The following is a 15,896-nucleotide window of genomic DNA, read 5'->3' as shown; positions in this document are numbered from 1 at the left end:
GCCGCCGACGGCCGGAGCCCGGCGTCCCGAAGGGGCTACACCGTCAGCGAGCGGTCCGTCGGCTTGACCGGGTACGGGAGGGTGCTGGTGCCCGTCAGGTAGCGGTCCACGCCGCGGGCGGCCGAGCGGCCTTCCGCGATGGCCCACACGATGAGCGACTGGCCGCGGCCCGCGTCGCCGGCGACGAAGACGCCGTCGGCGTTGGTGGCGTAGGAGGCGTCGCGGGCGATGTTGCCCCGCTCGTCCAGCTCCACGCCGAACTGCTCGACCAGGCCGTTGGCCCGGTCCGTGCCGGTGAAGCCCATCGCCAGGGTGACCAGCTGGGCCGGGAGGACCCGCTCGGTGCCCGGCTTCTGCACCAGCTTGCCGTCGACGAACTCGACCTCGACCAGGTGCAGGGACTGGACGTTGCCGTCCTCGTCGCCCTCGAAGTGGGTGGTGGAGACGGAGTAGATCCGCTCGCCGCCCTCCTCGTGGGCCGACGTGACCTTGTACAGCATCGGGAAGGTCGGCCACGGCATGGACGCGGGGCGGTCCTCCGACGGGCGCGGCATGATCTCCAGCTGGGTGACCGAGAGCGCGCCCTGGCGGTGGGCGGTGCCGACGCAGTCCGCGCCGGTGTCGCCGCCGCCGATGACGACGACGTGCTTGCCCTCGGCGGTGATCGGCGGGGCCAGGAAGTCGCCCTCCTGGACCTTGTTCGCGAGGGGGAGGTACTCCATCGCGAAGTGGATGCCCTTGAGGTCGCGGCCCGGGACCGGCAGGTCGCGGGAGACCGTGGCGCCGGCGGCGACGACGACCGCGTCGAAGCGCTTGCGCAGGTCGGTGGCCGTGATGTCGCGGCCGACCTCGATGCCGGTGCGGAACTTGGTGCCCTCCGCGCGCATCTGCTCGATGCGGCGGTTGATGTGCACCTTCTCCATCTTGAACTCGGGGATGCCGTAGCGCAGCAGGCCGCCGATGCGGTCGGCGCGCTCGTACACCACCACGGTGTGCCCGGCCCGCGTCAGCTGCTGGGCGGCGGCCAGGCCGGCCGGGCCGGAGCCGATGACGGCCACGGTCTTGCCGGACAGGCGCTCGGGCGCCTGGGGGGTGACGTCGCCGTTGTCCCAGGCCTGGTCGATGATCGAGACTTCGACGTTCTTGATCGTGACGGCCGGCTGGTTGATGCCGAGGACGCACGCCGACTCGCACGGGGCGGGGCAGAGGCGGCCGGTGAACTCCGGGAAGTTGTTCGTGGCGTGGAGGCGCTCCGACGCCGCCGTCCAGTCCTCGCGGTACGCGTAGTCGTTCCACTCCGGGATCAGGTTCCCGAGGGGGCAGCCGTTGTGGCAGAACGGGATGCCGCAATCCATGCAGCGGCCGGCCTGCTTGCTGATGATCGGGAGCAGCGAGCCCGGGACGTAGACCTCGTTCCAGTCCTTGAGGCGTTCGGCCACGGGACGGGTGCAGGCGGTCTCGCGCGGGGTGGTGAGGAAGCCCTTCGGGTCAGCCATTGGTCGCCGCCTCCATCATCTTCTCGGTGGTCTCGGACTCGGAGAGTCCGGCCAGCTCAGCGGCGTCCTTGGCGGCGAGCACTGCCTTGTACGTGGTCGGGATGATCTTGCTGAAGCGGGCCGCGGCGGCGTCCCAGTCAGCCAGGAGCTTCGCGGCCACCGTCGAGCCGGTCTCCTCCTCGTGGCGGCGCACCACATCGTGCAGCCACAGCTTGTCGGCCTCGGAGGGGGCCTCGATGGCCTCCTTGTTGCCGACGTTGACCTGGCGGGGGTCGAGGTCGATGACGTACGCGACACCGCCCGACATGCCGGCCGCGAAGTTGCGGCCGGTCTCGCCGAGGACGACGGCCGTTCCGCCGGTCATGTACTCGCAGCCGTGGTCGCCCACGCCCTCCGAGACGACCAGGGCGCCGGAGTTGCGGACGCAGAAGCGTTCGCCGGTGCGGCCGCGCAGGAACATCTCGCCGCCGGTGGCTCCGTAGCCGATGGTGTTGCCGGCGATGGTGGAGTACTCGGCGAGGTGGTCGGCGGCGCGGTCCGGGCGGACCACGACGCGGCCGCCGGAGAGGCCCTTGCCGACGTAGTCGTTGGCGTCGCCCTCCAGGCGCAGGGTCACGCCGCTCGGCAGGAACGCGCCGAAGGACTGGCCGGCCGAACCGGTGAAGGTCAGGTCGATCGTGTCGTCGGGCAGGCCCGCGCCACCGAACTTCTTGGTGACGTGGTGGCCGAGCATGGTGCCGACGGTCCGGTTGATGTTGCGGATCGCGACCCGGGCCCGGACCGGCTGGGCCGTCTCGGCGGACTCGGCGTTGAGCGCGTCGGCCGCGAGCTCGATGAGCTCGTTGTCGAGGGCCTTCTCCAGACCGTGGTCCTGCTCGATCAGGGCGTGGCGGACCGCGCCCTCGGGCAGCTCGGGCACGTGGAAGAGGGGGTCGAGGTCGAGGCCCTGCGCCTTCCAGTGCGTGACGGCCTTGCTGGTGTCGAGGAGCTCGGCGTGGCCGACGGCCTCCTCGATCGTGCGGAAGCCCAGCTCGGCGAGGATCTCGCGCACCTCCTCCGCGATGAACTCGAAGAAGTTGACGACGAATTCGGGCTTGCCGGAGAAGCGGTCGCGCAGGACCGGGTTCTGGGTGGCGATGCCGACGGGGCAGGTGTCCAGGTGGCAGACGCGCATCATGACGCAGCCGGAGACGACGAGCGGCGCGGTCGCGAAACCGAACTCCTCGGCGCCGAGGAGCGCGGCGATGACCACGTCGCGGCCGGTCTTGAGCTGGCCGTCCGTCTGGACCACGATGCGGTCGCGCAGCCCGTTGAGCAGCAGGGTCTGCTGGGTCTCGGCGAGGCCGAGCTCCCAGGGGCCGCCCGCGTGCTTGAGCGAGGTGAGCGGGGAGGCGCCCGTTCCGCCGTCGTGGCCGGAGATGAGGACGACGTCCGCGTGGGCCTTGGAGACACCGGCCGCGACCGTACCGACGCCGACCTCGGAGACCAGCTTCACGTGGATGCGGGCCGCCGGGTTGGCGTTCTTGAGGTCGTGGATCAGCTGGGCCAGGTCCTCGATGGAGTAGATGTCGTGGTGCGGCGGCGGGGAGATCAGGCCGACGCCCGGGGTGGAGTGCCGGGTCTTGGCGACCCACGGGTAGACCTTGTGGCCGGGCAGCTGGCCGCCCTCGCCGGGCTTGGCGCCCTGCGCCATCTTGATCTGGATGTCGTCCGCGTTGACCAGGTACTCGCTGGTGACGCCGAAGCGGCCGGAGGCGACCTGCTTGATGGAGGAGCGGCGCGCCGGGTCGTACAGGCGGTCCGGGTCCTCGCCGCCCTCACCGGTGTTGGACTTGGCGCCCAGCTGGTTCATGGCGATGGCGAGGGTCTCGTGCGCCTCCTTGGAGATGGAGCCGTACGACATGGCGCCGGTGGAGAAGCGCTTGACGATCTCGGAGACCGGCTCGACCTCGTCGATGGAGATCGAGGGGCGGTCGGACTTGCCCCCCTCGATTCCCTTGATGGCGAACAGGCCGCGGAGCGTCATCAGGCGCTCGGACTGCTCGTTCACGCGGTCCGTGTACGTGCGGAAGATGTCGTACCGGCGGTTGCGGGTCGCGTGCTGGAGGCGGAAGACCGTCTCCGGGTCGAACAGGTGCGGCTCGCCCTCGCGGCGCCACTGGTACTCGCCGCCGATCTCCAGCGCGCGGTGCGTGGCGGCGATGCCGGTGGCGGGGTACGCCTTGGCGTGGCGGGCGGCCACCTCCGTGGCGATGACGTCCAGGCCGGCGCCGCCGATCTTGGTGGCGGTGCCGCTGAAGTACTGGCCGACGAACTCCTCGTTCAGGCCGACGGCCTCGAAGACCTGGGCGCCGCGGTAGGAGGCGACGGTGGAGATGCCCATCTTCGACATGACCTTCAGGACGCCCTTGCCGAGGGCGTAGATCAGGTTCTTGATGGCCTGCTCCGGCTCGAGGCCGGACAGGAAGGTACCGGCGCGCAGGAGGTCCTCGACGGACTCCATGGCCAGGTACGGGTTGACGGCCGCGGCGCCGTAGCCGATGAGCAGGGCGACGTGGTGGACCTCGCGGACGTCGCCGGCCTCGACGAGCAGGCCCACCTGGGTGCGCTGCTTGGTGGCGATGAGGTGGTGGTGCACGGCGGAGGTGAGCAGCAGCGACGGGATCGGCGCGTGCTCGGCGTCCGAGTGGCGGTCCGAGAGGACGATCAGGCGGGCACCGGCCGCGATGGCCGCGTCGGCCTCGGCGCGGATCTCCTCGATCCGGGCGGCGAGGGCCTCGCCGCCGCCGGAGACCCGGTAGAGGCCGGAGAGGGTCGCGGCCTTCATGCCGGGCATGTCGCCGTCGGCGTTGATGTGGATGAGCTTGGCCAGCTCGTCGTTGTCGATCACCGGGAAGGGCAGGGTGACGCTGCGGCAGGACGCGGCGGTCGGCTCCAGCAGGTTGGACTGCGGGCCGATCGAGGACAGCAGCGAGGTGACGAGCTCCTCGCGGATGGCGTCCAGCGGCGGGTTGGTGACCTGCGCGAAGAGCTGGGTGAAGTAGTCGAAGAGCAGCCGGGGGCGCTCGGACAGGGCCGCGATGGGCGAGTCCGTGCCCATGGAGCCGAGGGCCTCGCCGCCGGTGCGGGCCATGGGCGCGAGGATGACGCGCAGCTCTTCCTCGGTGTAGCCGAAGGTCTGCTGGCGGCGGGTGACCGAGGCGTGGGTGTGGACGATGTGCTCGCGCTCGGGCAGGTCCGTCAGCTCGATCTCGCCGGTCTCCAGCCACTGGGCGTAGGGGGCGGCGGCGGCCAGCTCGTCCTTGATCTCGTCGTCCTCGACGATCCGCTTCTGGGCGGTGTCGACGAGGAACATCTTGCCGGGCTGCAGGCGGCCCTTGCGGACGACCTTGGCCGGGTCGATGTCGAGGACGCCGACCTCGGAGCCGAGGACGACGAGGCCGTCGTCGGTGACCCAGTAGCGGCCGGGGCGCAGGCCGTTGCGGTCGAGGACCGCGCCGACCTGGGTGCCGTCGGTGAAGGTGACGCAGGCCGGGCCGTCCCAGGGCTCCATCATCGTGGAGTGGTACTGGTAGAACGCGCGGCGGGCCGGGTCCATGGAGGCGTGGTTCTCCCACGCCTCGGGGATCATCATCAGCACGCTGTGCGGCAGCGACCGGCCGCCGAGGTGGAGCAGCTCCAGGACCTCGTCGAAGGAGGCCGAGTCGGAGGCGTCCGGGGTGCAGATCGGGAAGATGCGGTCCAGGGCGCCCTCGCCGAAGGCGTTGGTCGCCAGCTGGGACTCGCGGGCCTTCATCCAGTTCCGGTTGCCCTTGACCGTGTTGATCTCGCCGTTGTGCGCGACGAAGCGGTACGGGTGGGCGAGCGGCCAGGACGGGAAGGTGTTCGTCGAGAACCGGGAGTGGACCAGCGCGAGCGCCGACGCGAAGCGGCGGTCGGAGAGGTCCGGGAAGAAGGGTTCGAGCTGGCCGGTGGTCAGCATGCCCTTGTAGACGATGGTGCGTGCGGAGAGCGACGGGAAGTAGACGCCGGCCTCGCGCTCGGCGCGCTTGCGCAGCACGAACGCCTTGCGGTCCAGCTCGATCCCACTGATCCCTCCCCCAGACTCCGTCCGGGAGGTGCCCCCACTCACGAAGAGCTGGCGGAAGGCCGGCATGGTGGCGCGCGCGCCGTTGCCGAGCAGGTCGGGGGTGACCGGGACCTCGCGCCAGCCGAGGACCGTGAGGTTCTCCTCGGCGGCGATGGCCTCGATCCGCTCTGCGGCGACGGCCTGTGCGGTGCCGTCGGCGGGGAGGAAGGCGATGCCGACGGCGTACGCGCCGGCCTCGGGGAGCTCGAAGCCCGCGACCTCGCGCAGGAAGGCGTCCGGCACCTGGGACAGGATGCCCGCGCCGTCGCCGGAGTCCGGCTCGGAGCCGGTGGCGCCGCGGTGCTCGAGGTTCCGCAGGACGGTCAGGGCCTGCTCAACGAGAGTGTGGGTGGCCTCGCCGGTGAGGTTCGCCACGAATCCGACGCCGCAGGCGTCCTTCTCGTTGCGGGGGTCGTACATGCCCTGCTGGGCGGGGCGACCGTCCATGGGCGACCAGGCGGTGTTGCTGGGGCCGGTCGCGGAGTGCGTGGATGCGGAACGCATCGGCTCTCCCGTCGTCGTCGTGGCAATGTGCTGGCCGAGGGACGACGTTGGCCCTCTGCGAAATTTCGTGCAGGTTACATGATGACGGCAATCCCGAGAACCGGATATGACATTCCAGCATGCGGACACTGCGCGAGGCAGGAAGAAGGGACCTTCAAGGTGTCGCGGAGGCTTCTACGAGGACTGCTGCGGCTCTGCAGGGGCGTCCGCGGAGGCTTCCGCTGGGTACGGCACGGGGCGAAGGTCCCGGCGCGCGAGACGGGCATCGTTGCCCGGCGCCCTGGTGTGATGCCCAGCGGTCTCGGAATCGAAACCACCGGGTAACGGACTACTTATGTTGCGTACTGCATAGTGTCTCACTCCCGCGGCCGTTAGCCTATGGCGCCGCCCAGCCAGGTTCCCAGGATGTACGTCACACCCGCGGCGGCGCCACCCAGGGCGAGCTGGCGCAGGCCGCTGTACCACCAGGACCGGGCCGTGACCCGCGCGACCACCGCACCGCACGCGAAGAGCCCGACGAGCGCCAGCAGCACGGCCGGCCACAGGGCGGTCGCGCCGAGCAGGTAGGGCAGTACGGGCAGCAGCGCGCCCAGCGCGAAGCTGCCGAAGGACGACACGGCGGCGACGAGCGGCGAGGGCAGGTCGTCGGGGTCGATCCCGAGCTCCTCACGGGCGTGGATCTCCAGCGCCTGGTCGGGGTCGCGCGAGAGCTGCATCGCGACCTCGCGGGCGAGGGCGGGCTCGACGCCGCGCGAGACGTAGAGCTCGGCCAGCTCCTCCATCTCGTCGACGGGGTGCTTGCGCAGCTGCTGGCGCTCCACGTCCAGTTCGGCGAGGACCAGCTCGCGCTGCGAGGCGACGGAGGTGTACTCGCCGGCCGCCATCGAGAACGCACCGGCCGCGAGACCGGCGAGACCGGTGATCACGATGGTGTGCGGGGCGACGGCGCCGCCGGCCACGCCGGTCATCAGGGCGAGGTTGGAGACGAGCCCGTCCATGGCACCGAAGACGGCCGGCCGCAGCCATCCGCCGTTGACGTCGCGGTGGGTGTGGTTGTCGCGGTGGGCGGTGTGCAGCGGCGCTTCGACGTCGATGATGGACATACGGCGTATCTCCCCTTCTGCACGAGTGGGTACGGGTGGGTACGCGCGAGCGACGCGCGGCTGCGCCCGGTGCGGGACACTCCCCCTCAACACCTCGAAAGTACGCACGATTTCGGGCTCCCGCCAGCAAGGAAGGCCGTACTTACCTGGGCTTTCGCGGCTCGGCGACCGGGTGACGGGGGTGCGCGGGGGGCGTTTCGCGGCGACCGACAAACCTCATGCCGTGGCACAAATCCCCCAAGGGCTCATGATGAGCCCCCCACCAAGTGGAGAGGCGCGCCATGGAGCTGACCCCATGCAGTCCGCAGGTCCTCCTCGAACGGGCCAGGGGCGCACTTCTCGGCCTCGCGGTGGGTGACGCGCTGGGCGCCCCCGCGGAGAACATGAAGCCGTCGGAGATCCGGGCCAAGTGGGGCCGGATCGAGGGCTTCGTCTCGGACGACCCGGCGGGCACGGACGACACGGAGTACGCGATCTTCTCGGGCCTGCTGCTGGCCCGGCACGGCTCCGCCCTCACCGTCGCGCACGTGGAACGGGCCTGGCACCACTGGATCGCGGACCTGGACGAGGGCCCCTTCCGCGGTGCGGGCTTCTCGGAGCGCGGAACGCTGGAGAACCTCCGCCGGGGCCTGGCGGCGCCGATCTCGGCGCAGCACCGGCACGCCTGGTCGGACGGCCTGGCGATGCGCGCGGCCCCGTTCGGGGTCTTCGCCGCAGGCCGGCCGGCGGAGGCGGCCCGCCTGGTCGCGATCGACGGCTCGGTCAGCCATGACGGGGAGGGCATCTACGGCGGCCAGGCGGTGGCGGCCGGCGTCGCCGCCGCCATGGCCGGCGGCTCGCCCGTCTCGGTGGTCTCGGCGGCCCTGTCCGTGATCCCGTCCGACTCCTGGACGGCCCGCTCGCTGCGCCGCGCGGTGACCGCCGCCCCGCGCGGGGAGCGGGCGGTGCGCTCGGCGGTGGTCATCGGCGGCTACCCCTGGACGGACCTGGCGCCGGAGGCGGTGGGCCTGGCGTTCGGTGCCTTCGCCGCCTGCGCGGGCGACTTCCCCGGCTCCGTCCTGACCGCCGTCAACATGGGCCGGGACGCCGACACCACCGCGGCGGTGGCGGGCGCCCTGGCCGGCGCCCTGTCGGGGGCCGCGGCCATCCCCGCCCCCTGGGCCTCCGCGATCGGCCCGGTCCGGGGCAGCTGCCTCCCCTCGATGCGCGGCTACCACGTCCTGGACGTCGCGGACCTCCTCACCCCCGAAACCGAGCCCGCCCGATGACCCCGGACTCCCTCACCGGCCCCGCCGCACCGGACCGCGCCCCCGCACCGGGCCTCCCCCGGGCCGGCACCCCGGCGCCCCCCGCACCCGCCGACCCGGCACCGGCCACCCCGCCGGCCCGGGAGCCGGGGCCGGGAGCCGCGGCCCCGGGCGGGGGCACGGCCGTCCCGGGGGACCCGGCCCCGGCCGGCGGGCCCCCGCCCGTACCGGCGCCCCCGGCGGCGGTCTGGACCGCGTACCCCGGGCCGGGAGCCAGCCCGCCGGTCCCCGGACCCGGCGGGCTGCCCCCGGCCGGCGGGACCGGCCCGGCGGCCGTGCTCACCGCCCCGCCGGGCGGGACCACCGCGTCCGGCGGGGGCGGCACCGTCACCGCGCCCGTCCCGGCCGGCCCGGGCCGGGACGCGGCCGCGGGGTCCGGGGGGCCGCCCCGGGCTCCGGGGAGGGGCGCGGCGGGGGAAGCCTCCGCCCCCGCCCGCATCCCCGGGATGCCGCGCCCCACGCCCCGCGCGGAGCCCCGTGCCCCCGGCCCGCCGGCGGAGGCGGGCCGGCGGATCGAGGGGCTGCTCCTCGGCCTCGCGGCGGGCGACGCCGCCGGCTGGCCCGCCGCCCGGCACCGGGCCAGCCGGATGCCGGAGTGGACCCGCCGCCTCACCCGCGAGCTCGACACCTTCGCGGAGCAGAACGCCACCACCACCCTCCCCGTGCCCATCGCCCTCAACCAGCCGCCCGAGCCCCTGCGCCTCGGCCCCTCCGACGACGCCGAATGGGCCGCCTTCGCCGCCGAGTCCGTACTCACCGCCGCCGGGGCCCTGCTCAGCGACCTCTCCCGGTCCCGCCGCATGCGCGCCGCCATCGACCTCGCCTGGAACGCCCTGGCGAGCGAGGTCGCCGCCGCCGCCGAACGCGCCCCCGAGGTCGAGTCCGCGGTGCTGCCGATGCGGGCCCGGATCTCCGTACGCGCCGGGCTCGGCAACCTCGCCGCGGGCCTGCGCCCGCCCGCCACCGGCCACGACAACCCGCACTACTTCGACGACGCCGCCTGCGTCCGGGCCTGCGTACTCGCCGTCGTGCACCCCGGCGACCCCCGGGCGGCCGCGGACCTCGCCGAGTTCGACGCCCGCTACACCCAGGACGGCGACGGGGTCCACGGCGCCCGCGCCATGGCCGCCGCGGTCGCCGCCGCCCTCGCCGGGGCGGACGCCGACACCGCCGTCGACGCCGCGCTGGCCCAGCTGCCCGCAGCCACCGAGATCGGCCGCAACGCCCGGCACGCCGTCGGACTCGCCCGGGCCCGGCAAGGCCCGGAGGACGAGGGCGCCTTCGCCCTCGTGCCCCTGCTGGAGCACCAGATCGTCGACCACGTCTACAGCTACGGCATCGCCGCCGCCGAGACCGTCCCCGTCGCCCTCGCCCTCACCACCGCCGCCCGCGGCAAGGTCTGCGGGGCCGTCCCGGCCGCCGCCTGCCTCTCCCGCGTCGCCGACTCGGCCCCCGCCCTCGCGGGCGCCCTCACCGGCGCCCTCGGCGGCGGTGATTCGCTGCCCGCCGCCTGGCGCGAGGCCTGCCGCACCCTCTCCGGCTGCGCCCTGCCCCGGCTGGCCGGAACCGACCTCGTCGAACTCGCCGCGCTGCTCTCGCGTACGGAACTCACCTCACCGAAGGGATGATTCGGGCATGACCCTCACACTGGAGGACCGGTTCTCGGGCGCTCTCGTCGGCGCCGCCGTGGGCGACGCCCTCGGCGGCCCGGTGGAGGGCTGGTCCCCGGAGCAGATCGCCGAACGGCACGGCGGCCGGGTGCGCGGCATCGTCGGCCCCTGGTACGAGGACTGGCGCACCGCCCGGCCCATCGCGCCGTACCACAAGGGCGACGGGCACGTCACCGACGACACCCTCATGACGCACGCGCTGGTACGCGTCTACACGGCCGTACGCGACCACTTGGACGCGTACGCGGTCGCCGAGCACCTCGTGCCGGACCTGATGGGGACCCCCCGCTGGATCCCGGAGCTGGAGGCCGAGGCGCTGCCCCTCCAGCGGATCTTCCTCGCCGAGAAGTGGATCGTGGCGCGGCTGCACTACGCGCACGCGGACCCCCGCGAGGCGGGCACCGGCAACATCGTCAACTGCGGTGCGGCGATGTACATGGCGCCCGTCGGCCTGGTCAACGCGGGCAACCCGGCCGCCGCGTACGCCGAGGCGCTGGACGTCGCGGGCGCGCACCAGTCCTCGTACGGCCGGGAGGCGGCCGGAGTCTTCGCGGCGGCGGTCGCGGCGGCGTGCTCTCCGGGGGCGACGGCCGCGTCGGTGGTGGACGGCGCGCTGGCCCTGGCCAAGGACGGCACCCGCGCGGCGATCGCGGCGGTCCGCGAAGTCGCCCTGCGGCACCGGGACTTCGAATCCGCGCTCGCGCCGCTGCGGGCGGCCGTGGCCCCGTACGACTCGGTCGGACCGGACTACCGGGCGCCCTCGCTCGGCGCCCGCCGCCCCTCGCGCCTGCACTCCGTCGAGGAACTCCCGATCGCCCTCGGCATGCTGCTGGTCGCGGACGGCCGGTACGAGACCTCGGTGCTCGGCGCCGTCAACTACGGCCGCGACTGCGACTCCATCGCCACCATGGCCGGGGCCGTCGCGGGCGCCCTGGGCGGGGAGTCCGCGGTGCCGGCCGAGTGGGCGAAACGGGTCGCGGAGGCCAGCCGGCTCGACCTGCACGCCCCCGCGGCCGCACTGGCCGCCGTGGCCCGGGAGGTCTTCGACCGGGACCTGTCCCGCCGGCGCGCCCACGAGGACGCCTTCGCCGCGATCGCCTCCCCGCGGTGACGGGCCCCCGCGCCGCATGCCCGGCCCCCGCCGCCCGGGACCGCGTACGGCTCACCTGGGTCCAGCCCGAGGACCTGCTCGGCCACGAGCTGCGCCAGGCCGCGGAGGACGGCCGGGACCCCGGGCCGGCCCTGCGCACCTGGCTCGCGGCGGGGGGCCGTCCGGCCCCCGCCCGGGCCGGGGCCTCCCCCGCCCCGGCCGCGCCGGAACTGCGCGCGCTCGCCACCCGCCTGCTGGCCGGGCTCGCGGACCTCCCCGTCCCCTCCGCGGCGGCGGAGCCCACCGCCTGGCCGGCCCTGCGCGCCACCTGGCCCGCACCGCCGCCGGGAGCCACGGGCCGGGAACCGGGAGCCCCGGGCCGGGAACCGGGCCGGGCGCCCGCGACGGCCTCGGGCCGCCCGGCCCCGGCCGACGGGCCGGACCCCGGCCCGGACACCCTGGGACCGGCCGGCCCGCCCAGCGCGGCCGGCCCCGTGGATCCCGGGCTGCGCCGCAGGCTGGAGGCCGCCTGGGTCGGCCGGGCCGCCGGCTGCGTGCTCGGCAAACCCGTGGAGAAACTCCCCCTGGACGGGATCCGGGCCCTCGCCCGCGCCGCCGGGAACTGGCCGCTGGACGACTGGTTCACCGCACGCGGCGTCCCGGCCGAGCTCCTGGCCGCGTACCCGTGGAACCGCCGCTCCGCCGCCACCTCCCTGGCCGAGAACATCGACGGCACGCCCGAGGACGACGACCTCGACCACCCCCTCCTCGGCCTGCTGCTGCTCCAGCGGCACGGCAAGGGCTTCGGCACCGCCGACCTGGCCCGCCTCTGGCTCGACGAGCTGCCCGCCGGCCGCACCTTCACCGCCGAGCGCGTCGCCTACCGCAACCTCCTCCGGGGGCTGGAACCCCCGCTCACCGCCACCCACCACAACCCCTTCCGGGAGTGGATCGGGGCCCTCATCCGCGCCGACGTCCACGGCTGGACCCATCCCGGCGACCCGGCCGCCGCAGCCGAGCAGGCCTGGCGGGACGCCACCCTCACCCACACCGCCAACGGGGTCTACGCCGCCCTCTTCGCCGCCGCCGCCATCGCCGAGGCCGCCGGCGGCCGGGCCGACGTGCACGCCGCGCTCCGGGCCGGGCTGGCCGTCGTACCGCCCGGCTCGCGCCTCGCCGAGGCCGTCCGCTTCGGCATCCGCGCGGCCGGCGAGGAGGCCCGCTTCGACCGGGTCGCGGACCGGCTGCACGCCCGCTACGGCCACTACCACTGGGTGCACGCCGTCCCCAACACCGCCCTGATCGCCGCCGCCCTCACCCACGCCGACGGGGACTTCACGCACTCCGTGTGCCGGGCGGTGTCCGGCGGCTGGGACACGGACTCCAACGGCGCCACCGCCGGGTCGGTCGCCGGACTGCTGGCCGGGTCCCCCGACCGGATCCCGGAACGCTGGACCGCCCCGCTCAAGAACCGCCTCGCCACCACCGTCGCCGGTTTCGACGGCGTCGGCTTCGACACCCTCGCCCACCTCACCGCCCAGGAGGCATCCCGACCATGACGGCCATCGCCGTGCTCGGCAGTACCAACATGGACCTCGTCGCCTACGTGCCCAAGGCCCCCCGCCTCGGGGAGACCGTCACCGGGCGGGAGTTCCGCACGGTCCCCGGCGGCAAGGGCGCCAACCAGGCGGTGGCCGCCGCCCGCCTCGGCGGGGAGGTGGTGATGATCGGCGCGGTCGGGGCGGACGCGTTCGGCGTACGGCTGCGTGCCGCACTCGCCTCGGCCGGGGTCGAGACCGCGGCCCTGCGCACCGTCGAGGGCGCCAGCGGCACCGCGCACATCACCGTGGACGACGAGGGCGGCAACAGCATCATCGTCATCCCCGGCGCCAACGCCCGCGTCACCGGCCTGGAGGCGGGCGACGCATCGCGGATCGGCGCCGCCGACTGCCTGCTGCTCCAGCTGGAACTGCCCCTGGAAGCCGTCCTCGCCGGCGCGGAGGCCGCCCGCGCGCGGGGGGTCCGTACGGTCCTCACCCCGGCCCCCGCCCAGCCGCTGCCGGCCGGGCTGCTCGCCGCCACCGACCTGCTGGTCCCGAACGAGCACGAGGCCGCCGCCCTGACCGGGCTCACCGACCCGCACCGGGCCGCCGAGGCGCTGCTGCGCGAGGTCCCGGAGGTGGTGGTCACCCTGGGCGGAGCCGGCTGCCTGTACGCGGCCCGGGGGCGCCGGCCCCTCGTGGTGGCGGCCCCCCGGGTCCGGGCGGTGGACACCACCGCCGCCGGGGACACCTTCGTCGGGGCGCTCGCGGTGGCCCTCGGGGAGGGCCGCGCCATGCCGGAGGCGCTGCGCTGGGCCTGCGGGGCGGCGGCGCTGTCCGTCCAGCGGCCGGGCGCGCAGGACTCCATGCCCACGCGGGCGGAGACGGACGCCTTCGCCGCGGCCGGGCCGGAGCCCGATCCGGCGGCCCCGCCCGGCGACGGGGCCGGCTCGGGGACCGGCTCATGACCCCCGCCGGCAGGGAGCCCGGGGCGCCGCCCGCGGGCGCCCCCGGCCTCGGCGGCGGCCCGCTGGCCGGGCTGCGGGTGCTGGACCTGGCCACCCTGTTCGCCGGGCCGCTGGCGGCGACCCTGCTCGGGGACTTCGGCGCCGAGGTGGTCAAGGTCGAGCACCCGCACCGGCCCGACCCCTCCCGCGGGCACGGGCCGGCCAAGGACGGCGTCGGGCTGTGGTGGAAGCTGCTCGGACGGAACAAGCGGACGATGACCCTCGACCTGTCCACGCCCGGCGGCCGGGACACCCTGCTGCGGCTGGCCGCCACCGCCGACGTGGTCGTCGAGAACTTCCGCCCCGGCACCCTGGAGCGGTGGGGGCTGGGCTGGGAGGCCCTGTCCGCCGCGAACCCCCGCCTCGTCCTGGCCCGCGTCACGGCCTTCGGCCAGCAGGGCCCGTACGCCCACCGCCCCGGCTTCGGCACCCTCGCCGAGGCCATGAGCGGGTTCGCCGCGATCACGGGGGAGCCGGACGGGCCGCCGACCCTGCCGCCGTTCGGTCTCGCGGACTCCATCGCCGCCCTGACCTGTGCGTACGCGGTGATGACCGCGCTCGCGGGGCGCGACCGCACCGGGCAGGGCCAGGTCGTCGACCTGGCGATCATCGAACCGATCCTCACCGTGCTGGGCCCGCACCCTCTCTGGTACGACCAGCTGGGCTACGTCCAGCCCCGCACCGGCAACCGCTCCGCCAACAACGCCCCCCGCAACACCTACCGCAGCGCGGACGGCCGCTGGCTGGCGGTGTCCGCCTCGGCCCAGTCGATCGCCGAGCGCGTGCTGCGGCTCGTCGGCCGGCCGGAGCTGATCGCCGAGCCCTGGTTCGCGACCGGATCCGGGCGGGCCGCCCACACCGGGGTCATCGACGAGGCGGTCGGCGGCTGGGTCGCCCGCCACAAGGCCGACGACGTGGTCGCCGCGTTCGAGGAGGCCGAGGCCGCCGTCGCCCTGGTCTACGACGTCCGGGACGTGATGGCCGATCCGCAGTTCGCGGCCCTCGGCACGGTCACCGGCGTCGAGGACCCCGAACTCGGTCCGCTCCGGATGCAGAACGTCCTCTTCCGGCTGTCCGGGACCCCCGGCGGGATCCGCTGGGCCGGCCGCCCGCACGGCGCGGACACCGAATCCGTCCTGACCGAGCTCGGCCTCACCGGGGCCGAGATCTCCGCTCTCCGCCTGGAGGGAGCCCTGTGATCCTGACCTGGTTGTACGCGCCCGGGGACCGCCCCGCGGTGGTGGCGAAGGCCCTGCGCAGCGGGGCCGACGCCGTCATCGTCGACCTGGAGGACTCGGTGTCGGCCTCGCGCAAGGAGTACGCCCGCGCGGCCACCGCCGAGCTGCTGACGGAACGGCCTCCGCTCCCCGTCCACGTCCGCGTCAACGCCCTCGGCTCGCCCTGGTCGGGCGCCGACCTCACCGCGCTGGCCCGGCTGCCCGGGCTCGCGGGACTGCGGCTGCCCAAGATCGACGCGCCGGAACAGATCACCCGGGTCGCGGACCGCACCGGAGGGGTGGCGCTGTACGCGCTGCTGGAGTCCGCGCTGGGGGTGGAGAGGGCGTACGAGATCGCCCGCGCCCACCCCTCCCTGCACGGGCTGACGCTGGGCGAGGCGGACCTCTGCGCCGACCTCGGCGTCTGCGCGGAGAGCGGGCTCGACTGGCCGCGCTCCAGGGTCGTCGTCGCGGCCCGCGCCGCGGGGCTGGCGCCGCCCGCGCAGTCGGTGTTCCCGGACATCCGGGACCTGGAGGCGCTGGCCGCGTCGTGCGCGCGGGGCCGGGCGCTGGGCTTCCTCGGCCGGGCGGCCATCCACCCCCGCCAGCTCCCGGTGATCGAGCGGGCCTACCTCCCCGGGCCGGAGGAGGTCACCGCCGCCGAGGAGGTCGTCACCGCCGCCCGCGCCACGCCGGGGGCCCTCGCCCTCCCGGACGGCCGCTTCGTCGACCCGGCGGTAGTGGCCGCCGCCCACCGCACCCTGGCCCTGTCCCAACGCGCCCCTTCCTGACCCCACCCGCGCGCCGCCGCACCACCCTCCGGCCGCCGGAC

Annotated in this window: 10 protein-coding genes; 7 read left to right on the top strand and 3 right to left on the bottom strand. The window is 74.9% G+C overall.

The genetic code is table 11. The features are described from left to right. Positions 1-35: 35 nt before the first annotated feature. From ACZ4WZ_RS11145 to ACZ4WZ_RS11135, 3 genes are all read right to left on the bottom strand, one after another. Positions 36-1,496, bottom strand: a complete 1,461-nt coding sequence (locus tag ACZ4WZ_RS11145; protein WP_467888152.1) for a glutamate synthase subunit beta — start codon at positions 1,494-1,496, stop codon at positions 36-38. Beyond that, positions 1,489-6,072, bottom strand: coding sequence for a glutamate synthase large subunit (gene gltB / locus ACZ4WZ_RS11140; RefSeq protein WP_467888590.1), 4,584 nt, complete (start codon positions 6,070-6,072; stop codon positions 1,489-1,491). The genes ACZ4WZ_RS11145 and gltB overlap by 8 nt, the downstream gene beginning before the upstream one ends. Before the next feature lie 428 nt (positions 6,073-6,500). Continuing rightward, entirely contained in the window at positions 6,501-7,232 is a 732-nt protein-coding gene (locus ACZ4WZ_RS11135; protein WP_467888150.1) for a VIT1/CCC1 transporter family protein, read from the bottom strand. 281 nt (positions 7,233-7,513) lie between these two features. On the opposite strand from ACZ4WZ_RS11135, the gene ACZ4WZ_RS11130 reads away from it, so the two are divergent. The 7 genes from ACZ4WZ_RS11130 (at position 7,514) to ACZ4WZ_RS11100 (ending at position 15,855) form a co-directional block, all read left to right on the top strand. Then, positions 7,514-8,500, top strand: coding sequence for an ADP-ribosylglycohydrolase family protein (locus ACZ4WZ_RS11130; RefSeq protein WP_467888147.1), 987 nt, complete (start codon positions 7,514-7,516; stop codon positions 8,498-8,500). Positions 8,501-8,781: 281 nt separating this feature from the next. Beyond that, a complete protein-coding gene (locus tag ACZ4WZ_RS11125) occupies positions 8,782-10,167 on the top strand; it encodes an ADP-ribosylglycohydrolase family protein (protein ID WP_467888587.1) in 1,386 nt (461 codons plus the stop codon). 7 nt (positions 10,168-10,174) lie between these two features. Then, on the top strand, positions 10,175-11,320 hold the full coding sequence (locus ACZ4WZ_RS11120) for an ADP-ribosylglycohydrolase family protein (protein ID WP_467888144.1): 1,146 nt from the start codon (positions 10,175-10,177) through the stop codon (positions 11,318-11,320). After that, positions 11,317-12,858 (top strand): ADP-ribosylglycohydrolase family protein, encoded by a 1,542-nt coding sequence (locus tag ACZ4WZ_RS11115; RefSeq protein ID WP_467888142.1) that lies wholly within the window; start codon positions 11,317-11,319, stop codon positions 12,856-12,858. The genes ACZ4WZ_RS11120 and ACZ4WZ_RS11115 overlap by 4 nt, the downstream gene beginning before the upstream one ends. Continuing rightward, positions 12,855-13,808 (top strand): ribokinase, encoded by a 954-nt coding sequence (rbsK, locus tag ACZ4WZ_RS11110; protein WP_467888139.1) that lies wholly within the window; start codon positions 12,855-12,857, stop codon positions 13,806-13,808. The genes ACZ4WZ_RS11115 and rbsK overlap by 4 nt, the downstream gene beginning before the upstream one ends. After that, on the top strand, positions 13,805-15,046 hold the full coding sequence (locus ACZ4WZ_RS11105) for a CaiB/BaiF CoA transferase family protein (RefSeq protein ID WP_467888136.1): 1,242 nt from the start codon (positions 13,805-13,807) through the stop codon (positions 15,044-15,046). The genes rbsK and ACZ4WZ_RS11105 overlap by 4 nt, the downstream gene beginning before the upstream one ends. Continuing rightward, positions 15,043-15,855: an HpcH/HpaI aldolase/citrate lyase family protein gene (locus ACZ4WZ_RS11100; RefSeq protein WP_467888133.1), complete on the top strand. Its 813-nt coding sequence runs from the start codon at positions 15,043-15,045 to the stop codon at positions 15,853-15,855. Before ACZ4WZ_RS11105 ends, ACZ4WZ_RS11100 begins: the two co-directional genes overlap by 4 nt. Positions 15,856-15,896: the final 41 nt, after the last annotated feature.

The sequence above is a fragment of the Streptomyces sp. NPDC029122 genome (assembly GCF_055569445.1).
Note: the sequence above shows the minus strand (reverse complement) of the source record. Positions and strands in the feature narration are given on the sequence as shown.

What these genes read in the sequence shown, in the direction of transcription:
- gltB (WP_467888590.1), bottom strand. Translation starts at nt 6,072, where the DNA reads ATGGACGGTCGCCCCGCCCAGCAGGGCATGTACGACCCCCGCAACGAG.
- ACZ4WZ_RS11130 (WP_467888147.1), top strand. Translation starts at nt 7,514, where the DNA reads ATGGAGCTGACCCCATGCAGTCCGCAGGTCCTCCTCGAACGGGCCAGG.
- ACZ4WZ_RS11105 (WP_467888136.1), top strand. Translation starts at nt 13,805, where the DNA reads ATGACCCCCGCCGGCAGGGAGCCCGGGGCGCCGCCCGCGGGCGCCCCC.
- ACZ4WZ_RS11145 (WP_467888152.1), bottom strand. Translation starts at nt 1,496, where the DNA reads ATGGCTGACCCGAAGGGCTTCCTCACCACCCCGCGCGAGACCGCCTGC.
- rbsK (WP_467888139.1), top strand. Translation starts at nt 12,855, where the DNA reads ATGACGGCCATCGCCGTGCTCGGCAGTACCAACATGGACCTCGTCGCC.
- ACZ4WZ_RS11135 (WP_467888150.1), bottom strand. Translation starts at nt 7,232, where the DNA reads ATGTCCATCATCGACGTCGAAGCGCCGCTGCACACCGCCCACCGCGAC.
- ACZ4WZ_RS11120 (WP_467888144.1), top strand. Translation starts at nt 10,175, where the DNA reads ATGACCCTCACACTGGAGGACCGGTTCTCGGGCGCTCTCGTCGGCGCC.